We start from the raw sequence: 6,944 nt of genomic DNA on the forward strand, positions 1-6,944 counted from the left end.
AACGACAAGACAGCGAATCAAGACAGGGTAAAGGGTAAAAAATATGTTTCTCCCCACATGTGCCACACTTCCCACACTCCCCACTGCAAATTACTCCTCTTCAGGGCCTTGAATCTTGAGAAATAGGAATCCCAAGCTCAAACCTACGAGAATCAAGCTTGAAGATAAAATTGCCGCATTAAAAATTTCGCCAGCCATGACTGAATTACTCCCGATCGATGATTATAATGATGAATTTATGTTTCCCAACACTCAGGGAACTCTCAAATATATCGTACCAGCGATCGGGGTTCGGGATTTGGGATTCGGGAATAGTCCCGTAAGTTGCATCGTTTAGTACTAGATTACTAATGCCGAAGAGCTATGCTCAAAAAATTAAATTTTGAGGATTAGCGTATTATTTAATACACTTAATCGCTTGACGATCGATTTGGCGGCTAAACCTGTGTACTATGCTGGTTTGCGGAGCCTTTCCCCCAGTAGAATCATGAGTAGAACAGCCAAAAGGCTGAATATATTTAGTAGTTATAGCGTAGTAGTTATAGCGATTAGCTACCCCGCATCAAAATTCGAGTGTTAAAATGTAAGCAAGATCTCACAGTTTTGCGAGGAGTTATGCGATCGATCGAGCAACTAACACAAGAAGTCCTATCTCTACCCAATCTCACCAGGGCACACTTAGCCCAAAAGCTAGTAGAGAGTTTAGCTGTTGACACTGACGCAATAGTTGCGGCTGCGAGGGTAGACGAAGCTAGCAAACTTAGAGATGAGTTGCGAAATGGTTCCATACAGCCCATTTCGGGAGAAGAAGCTTTGTCACAAGTATTGCATCGCTTAATATCAAGTAATGAGCAAACCTAGACTAGCTGTCACATTAGGCGATCCAGCAGGCATCGGGACAGAAGTCGTGCTCAAAGCTGTAAGCGACCGATCGCTCGCTGCATACGATCTGACCTTAGTTGGCAATCTCGACTTATTAAATGCTCGCTATCGACAATTGCGGGAGCAGCTCTCGTCAACAATTGAGTTAGCCGATTTGGCTGACTTGAAGATTATTGATGTACCACTAAATCGCGAGATTAAAGATGGTGTCAACGTTGGAAATGGTAATGCCGCTAGTGGTACAGCGAGTTTTGCATATCTGGATCTGGCGATCGATCTCACATTGGCAGGTGAGTTTGAGGCGATCGTCACCGCACCTATCGCTAAATCGGCTTGGTTGGCAGCAGGGCATCATTTCCCAGGTCAAACTGAATTACTCGCGCTCAAGGCGAAAATAGACCGTTTTGGGATGCTATTTGTTGGTGTTTCTCCCCATACTGGTTGGACATTGAGGACACTGCTGGCAACGACACATATTCCACTAGCAAAAGTTTCCCAGGCACTGACTCCAGAATTACTCAGTCTCAAGTTAGGCTTATTAATTGAGTGTTTGCAAGCAGATTTCGGACTACAATCGGGAACGATCGCGATCGCGGGACTAAATCCCCACAGTGGTGAAGGGGGACAATTGGGACGTGAAGAAGTGGATTGGATGGATCGGTGGTTGGAGACAGAGCGGAGAGTTTATCCACAGTACAAATTGCTGGGACTTTTACCACCAGATACGATGTGGGTGAAACCAGGACAAGCTTGGTTTGGCACTCATCCCCAGCCTCAAGCGGCAGATGCTTATTTAGCTTTATATCACGATCAGGGGTTGATTCCGGTAAAATTAATGGCATTCGATCGAGCGATTAATACGACAATTGGTCTACCCTTTGTAAGGACTTCGCCGGATCATGGCACGGCATTTGATATTGCCGCGTTGGGAATTGCGGATGCGCGGAGTATGGTAGAAGCGATTAAGCTTGCGGTTGAATTAGCCGATTCTCGATCGATGCGATCGGTTAGAATCTAGGTTGGTGAGCAGTTGCTGCTAAAACTGTTACTGAATAACGGTAATTATCAATTATCAATTATCAACTATCAATTATTGAATGAGCGATCTCGAACAACAACTAGCGACACTTCAAGCGACAGCACTAGACGCGATCGCTCAAACTCAGACACTAGAAGCATTAGAGCAACTGCGTGTCGATTATCTCGGTAAAAAAGGCGAAATATCGAAAATTTTGGGCGGGATGGGCAAACTATCCGCCGAAGAGCGTCCAGCGATTGGTGCGGCAGCGAATGTGGTTAAGGATGCGATTCAGTCACGACTAGATCGATCGAAAACAGATCTCCAAGCTGCTCAAATTCAGGCACAATTAGCAGCAGAAACGATCGACGTAACGATGCCAGGAGTATATCAGCCACCAGGTAGAATTCATCCGATCAATGCCACGATCGATCGAGTCATCGATATTTTTGTGGGGATGGGTTATACCGTCGCGACGGGACCAGAAATGGAGACAGATTACTATAATTTTGAGGCTCTAAATACTCCGCCAGATCATCCCGCACGGGATATGCAGGATACCTTCTATTTGCCCGATGGGAATCTCCTCCGCACCCATACTTCCTCGGTGCAAATCCACTATATGGAAGAGAACGAACCACCGATGCGGATTATTTCGCCTGGACGTTGCTATCGTCGCGATACAGTCGATGCGACGCATTCAGCCGTATTCCATCAAATTGAAATTTTGGCGATCGCACCCGATCTGACATTTACAGATCTCAAGGGTACCATCAGAGAGTTTCTGACCCAAGCTTTCGGGATGGAATTGCCGATTCGCTTCCGTGCTAGTTATTTTCCTTTCACCGAGCCTTCCGCCGAAGTTGACGTGCAATGGCAAGGTAGATGGTTGGAAATTATGGGTTGTGGGATGGTAGATCCCAATGTCCTCACCAAAGTCGGTCACGATCCGGAGGTCTATAGTGGATTTGCGGCTGGCTTTGGGGTAGAACGCCTTGCAATGGTGCTTCACCAAATCGATGATATCCGCAAGCTCTATGGTAGCGACATGCGCTTCCTGCGCCAGTTTTAGTCGATCGCTATATTCCCAGATCCCCCAGCACAGATCCCCGACTTCTTCAAGAAGTCGGGGATCTCGCGTCAATTTGACTTATTTTATTGCCTAGTGGGTTGCGGACATCGATCGGTACATTTCGTCGGAATGGTGCTTGAAGTGGGAGTAGCGACAGGTTCTGCCGGCGGTGGTTCAGCACAGACAGTGAATGCGGTAGGTAAAATGGCGAAAGCAGCAATTAATCCACAGCTTAAAAACTTACGCATAGTAAAGACAAAATCGGGGGTGTCCTTACAATCTAACTAGTAAGTTTGCTAGAGCCTGTGAACCAAATCACCACAATGGGAATTAACGTCAGTTGCCCCGCAACTATTCACTATTCACTAGATTAATGAGCAATCCACTGAGCGTCACTAACGATAAAAATCCCGCCAAGTTTCTTGAGTAGCGGCTGCATCGCAGTAGATAGTTGTTCCGCCATTTCTAGCTCGGTACAAATAATCATAATGTAGCTATTGGTAATCAAGTCATCCCCAGAGTAGCCATGCTCGCCACTACCAGAGACATTATTAATCACGGTATAGCGTTTAATCGCATTCTTTTTGAGAATTTTCAAAACAGCAGAGACTTCTAGATAACTGACGATAATTTCAACTTTTTTGACTGACTGCAACATAATTACATTCCTAGCATGTTAATGGCTTGTAGATAAATCGGAATACCAACGATAATATTGAACGGAAATGTGATTGCTAGAGCCATCGATACATACAAACTGGGATTAGCTTCAGGGACAGTCATCCGCATTGCGGCTGGCACAGCAATATAAGAAGCACTTGCACAAAGCACCGCAAATAGTAAGGCATCGCCTTGCCCCATCCCAATTGCTTTAGCTAAAAGGATACCAAGTAGGGCATTGAAGAGCGGCATCAAAACTGCAAAGCCAATCAAGAACATTCCCGTTTGGCGGAGATCTTGAATCCTACGGGCAGCAACTAATCCCATATCGAGTAGAAAGAACATTAATGCGCCATAAAAGAGATCTTTCTCGACAAATAAATGTACTTTATTCCAGCCATCTAGACCTGTTGCTACGCCAATAATCACGCTACCAATGAGTAGCAACACCGAACCATTCAAAAAAGCCTCTCGCAAAACTTCACCCCAAGAAGTTTCTGTGCTTTCGGCTTCATCAACTTCGTCAGCAGCTTTTTTAGCGGCAAAGACACGTACTAAAATCAATCCCACCACAATCGCGGGTGACTCCATCAGTGCCAAAGCTGCTACCATATGCCCTCCATAGGGAATCTGGAGCTTGTCGAGCAGGGAACTAGCCGTAATGAATGTTACGGCACTAATCGAGCCATAGGTGGCAGCAATTGCCGCAGCATTATAAGTATCTAACTTAATCCGCAGAATAAAGAAAGAATAGATTGGCACGATCGATGCCATGAAGACGGCAGCTAGCAAGGTGGCGATAATCAGCGGACTCAAACCGCTCTGAAACAGTTCGTGTCCGCCTTTAAAGCCGATCGAAACTAGAAGATATAGTGAAAATAGTTTGGGTAAAGGGTTGGGAATTTCTAAATCGGACTGCACAAAAATCGCCAGCATTCCCAAGAAAAAGAATAGTACTGGCGGATTTAAGATATTAGACAGAATTAAACTGCTATCCATCGGCTCTTTAAAATTTTATTAATCGATGCCTCATTATCCGGCGGTTGGGGGACAGTAGGCAATTGCTAGTGTTAATACGTCATAATTCTGTCTTGTCTAAACTATTCTCGATCTTTGGTGAAGGTATATCCAAATCTTATCCAATTTGATTCACCAGTCCAGTATCTAGATCGTAATAACCACCGACTATTTTCAGATTGCCCTTTTGAATTAAATCTTTCATCACTGGAGAGGACTCAATTGTCGCGATCTGATTCTTGACATTAGCGATAATCGCATTTTTTAATGGGTCGCCAGCTTGACCTTTAGTTGCAACGATAGCAGGTTGAATCTGCTCTAGAATACTGCCAATTTGACCTGGAACAGGTTTATTTGCTAGTGCGGCGGTGACTGCACCACATCTCTCGTGACCCAAGACTAAAATGACTTGTGTACCTAATAAAGCGGCATATTCTAGACTACCAATTTCTTCAGGCGTAGCCACATTACCGGCGACTCTGACTGTGAATAAATCGCCCAGTCCTCGATCGAATAGTATCTCTACAGGTACACGCGAATCAGCGCAACCTAAAATCGCCGCGAAGGGGTGTTGCCCTTGAGCTACTTCTTGCAAACGAAATGCACCTTGATGGGGTTTTTTAGTCGTCTGATTTGCAAATCGTTGATTCCCCGCTAATAATTTAGCTAATGCGGCATCAGGTGTGAGACTTTTGGTTGCAATTTTCACGGGTGCTGCTAAGGCATTTATCCCCAATTGGTTGGTAATTAATCCGATACCTGCGGTGGTTGCTGTCAGCTTTAGTAAATTACGACGAGAAATAAAACTCATGATTTTCTTTGATGATTTTATAGCAACAATTTTAACCTGTAGGGGCGGTGCTGTCTTGTCGTTTTTTTATTATGGGGGAACCCCATAATAAAAACGCCGCTTTATGCCCGTTCTCTAGGGTTTACGATTCTCACTGAGGATCGATATATAGATTATCAAATATTTAACCCTGAATATTCGGCAATTGGGAAGTTAGGAAACGATCCATCCAGCCCTCAAAATAAGCCATGTTTGTAGCTTGCTCTTGGGGATTTTGGCTATCTAATGGATGGGGAGCTAACCCTAAAATTGTTGCGCTAGTTACACAGTACATCGACTTCTGAAAACTCTGACAAATTTTTACTAATAGATCGTCTTCTTGGCGTTTAGTGCTTTGATAAATTTCATGCAGGTAGGGTGGGATAAAATGTCGCATATCCTGCATTAATAAAGTTGGCGGAATTCCAGAGCCGCCGATCGGGAGCGGATCGGCATATAATGCTCCATAGGTAAATTCATTCTGCTCGACCGGAATTTGATGGGCTTGGGCATTGTAAGAAACTGTGCCTAAAAACGGTGTCCCGCGAAAGAAAATGGCTTCCACATATGGTACGGCCACATCCATTAAGAAAGTTAAATTCGCGGAGGGTGGCAAAATATCATAGGATTTACCATCGATTTCGACAGCATAGTTGATTGGATTGCCCGCAGCAGCTACCAATCCGGCTTTAACCCAATCTACTACCTGCGGAATGCTAGTTACTTTCCCCTGTTCGTAAGCTTTGCCCAATGTCAGGAAAATAGCAGACATTACTTCCCAAAATTGACCGAGGGCATTGTAATAAACTGATTGACGCACCTGCTCTGGTAGAAATTCTGGGAACAGACGATGCAAGAGTTTAATGATTGGTTTGCCTTTAATTTTAGCTTGAATTGCTGGTTCGATGAGTTCTCGAAATTCTGGCGATTCGATATATGTCTCTAGATTGCCGCCGCCATGCCAGAGCATGACTTTCATGCAGTATTCAGCATACTCAAAGTTAATTCGATCGTGCCATAAATGCTTAGATAATTGGTCGATCGATACTTTATTATTAAAGTACTTGAAGAATGGAAAAACTGTCAGGAATTCGCGATCGGCAATATGTTGGAGATTGATTTGATAAGCATCCAGGACATAGCCATAGCTATCTAAAATACCGACAACTTCTTTGACATTATTCGGCGTATCTGGCAAGAAGCTTTGTCCATTGTAGAATCGATCGATATAATTGGCGAGACGATGACAAGTATTGTTCATTGAGGGCGGCTAAATTGGATAGTGAAATAAGGGGAAAGGGGAAAGGGGAAGGGGGAAAAAATATTAGAGTTGTAGGTTGGGTTGCGGATGCGCGCTCGTCGGGTTTCCCGACGGTTTAGCGCACCAAGCAGAAGAATGAAACCCAACATCTCTAGGGTGTCGGTGTGTTTGTTGAGTTATCCCCTGACGGAGATGCTACGCAAGT

Annotated in this window: 10 protein-coding genes; 4 read left to right on the forward strand and 6 right to left on the reverse strand. The window is 44.5% G+C overall.

Features of this window, described 5'->3' with window-relative positions; translation table 11 throughout:
* Window positions 1–90: 90 nt before the first annotated feature.
* Window positions 91–198 (reverse strand): PetM family cytochrome b6-f complex subunit 7, encoded by a 108-nt coding sequence (locus RMO55_RS04805; RefSeq protein WP_309736810.1) that lies wholly within the window; start codon window positions 196–198, stop codon window positions 91–93.
* Here RMO55_RS04805 and RMO55_RS04810 point away from each other — a divergent pair.
* From RMO55_RS04810 to pheS, 4 genes are all read left to right on the forward strand, one after another.
* On the forward strand, window positions 197–337 hold the full coding sequence (locus RMO55_RS04810; protein WP_310424354.1) for a hypothetical protein: 141 nt from the start codon (window positions 197–199) through the stop codon (window positions 335–337). The two genes, RMO55_RS04805 and RMO55_RS04810, sit on opposite strands and share 2 nt — an antisense overlap.
* Window positions 338–615: 278 nt before the next feature.
* Window positions 616–861, forward strand: coding sequence for an addiction module protein (locus RMO55_RS04815; protein WP_396134172.1), 246 nt, complete (start codon window positions 616–618; stop codon window positions 859–861).
* Complete coding sequence (gene pdxA / locus RMO55_RS04820) at window positions 848–1,900, forward strand: 4-hydroxythreonine-4-phosphate dehydrogenase PdxA (RefSeq protein ID WP_310424359.1); 1,053 nt, start codon at window positions 848–850, stop codon at window positions 1,898–1,900. Before RMO55_RS04815 ends, pdxA begins: the two co-directional genes overlap by 14 nt.
* Before the next feature lie 79 nt (window positions 1,901–1,979).
* Window positions 1,980–2,972 carry a phenylalanine--tRNA ligase subunit alpha gene (gene pheS, locus RMO55_RS04825; RefSeq protein ID WP_310424362.1) on the forward strand — a complete coding sequence of 331 codons (993 nt, stop codon included), beginning with the start codon at window positions 1,980–1,982 and terminating at the stop codon, window positions 2,970–2,972.
* Between the two features lie 83 nt (window positions 2,973–3,055).
* On the opposite strand, the gene RMO55_RS04830 is transcribed toward pheS, so the two are convergent.
* The 5 genes from RMO55_RS04830 to RMO55_RS04850 form a co-directional block, all read right to left on the reverse strand.
* A complete protein-coding gene (locus RMO55_RS04830) occupies window positions 3,056–3,220 on the reverse strand; it encodes a hypothetical protein (protein WP_310424365.1) in 165 nt (54 codons plus the stop codon).
* Window positions 3,221–3,342: 122 nt separating this feature from the next.
* Window positions 3,343–3,630: a P-II family nitrogen regulator gene (locus RMO55_RS04835; protein WP_310424368.1), complete on the reverse strand. Its 288-nt coding sequence runs from the start codon at window positions 3,628–3,630 to the stop codon at window positions 3,343–3,345.
* A gap of 2 nt (window positions 3,631–3,632) precedes the next feature.
* Window positions 3,633–4,631 (reverse strand): sodium-dependent bicarbonate transport family permease, encoded by a 999-nt coding sequence (locus tag RMO55_RS04840; RefSeq protein ID WP_310424371.1) that lies wholly within the window; start codon window positions 4,629–4,631, stop codon window positions 3,633–3,635.
* A 136-nt stretch (window positions 4,632–4,767) separates the two neighbouring features.
* Window positions 4,768–5,460: a carbonic anhydrase gene (locus RMO55_RS04845; protein ID WP_310424374.1), complete on the reverse strand. Its 693-nt coding sequence runs from the start codon at window positions 5,458–5,460 to the stop codon at window positions 4,768–4,770.
* Between the two features lie 163 nt (window positions 5,461–5,623).
* Window positions 5,624–6,739: a CO2 hydration protein gene (locus tag RMO55_RS04850; protein ID WP_310424377.1), complete on the reverse strand. Its 1,116-nt coding sequence runs from the start codon at window positions 6,737–6,739 to the stop codon at window positions 5,624–5,626.
* Window positions 6,740–6,944: the final 205 nt, after the last annotated feature.

This window comes from Chamaesiphon sp. VAR_48_metabat_135_sub (assembly GCF_031418915.1).
Lineage (GTDB): Bacteria > Cyanobacteriota > Cyanobacteriia > Cyanobacteriales > Chamaesiphonaceae > Chamaesiphon.

What these genes read in the sequence shown, in the direction of transcription:
- RMO55_RS04810 (WP_310424354.1), top strand. Translation starts at nt 197, where the DNA reads ATGACTGAATTACTCCCGATCGATGATTATAATGATGAATTTATGTTT.
- RMO55_RS04805 (WP_309736810.1), bottom strand. Translation starts at nt 198, where the DNA reads ATGGCTGGCGAAATTTTTAATGCGGCAATTTTATCTTCAAGCTTGATT.
- RMO55_RS04815 (WP_396134172.1), top strand. Translation starts at nt 616, where the DNA reads ATGCGATCGATCGAGCAACTAACACAAGAAGTCCTATCTCTACCCAAT.
- pdxA (WP_310424359.1), top strand. Translation starts at nt 848, where the DNA reads ATGAGCAAACCTAGACTAGCTGTCACATTAGGCGATCCAGCAGGCATC.
- pheS (WP_310424362.1), top strand. Translation starts at nt 1,980, where the DNA reads ATGAGCGATCTCGAACAACAACTAGCGACACTTCAAGCGACAGCACTA.
- RMO55_RS04830 (WP_310424365.1), bottom strand. Translation starts at nt 3,220, where the DNA reads ATGCGTAAGTTTTTAAGCTGTGGATTAATTGCTGCTTTCGCCATTTTA.
- RMO55_RS04835 (WP_310424368.1), bottom strand. Translation starts at nt 3,630, where the DNA reads ATGTTGCAGTCAGTCAAAAAAGTTGAAATTATCGTCAGTTATCTAGAA.
- RMO55_RS04840 (WP_310424371.1), bottom strand. Translation starts at nt 4,631, where the DNA reads ATGGATAGCAGTTTAATTCTGTCTAATATCTTAAATCCGCCAGTACTA.
- RMO55_RS04845 (WP_310424374.1), bottom strand. Translation starts at nt 5,460, where the DNA reads ATGAGTTTTATTTCTCGTCGTAATTTACTAAAGCTGACAGCAACCACC.
- RMO55_RS04850 (WP_310424377.1), bottom strand. Translation starts at nt 6,739, where the DNA reads ATGAACAATACTTGTCATCGTCTCGCCAATTATATCGATCGATTCTAC.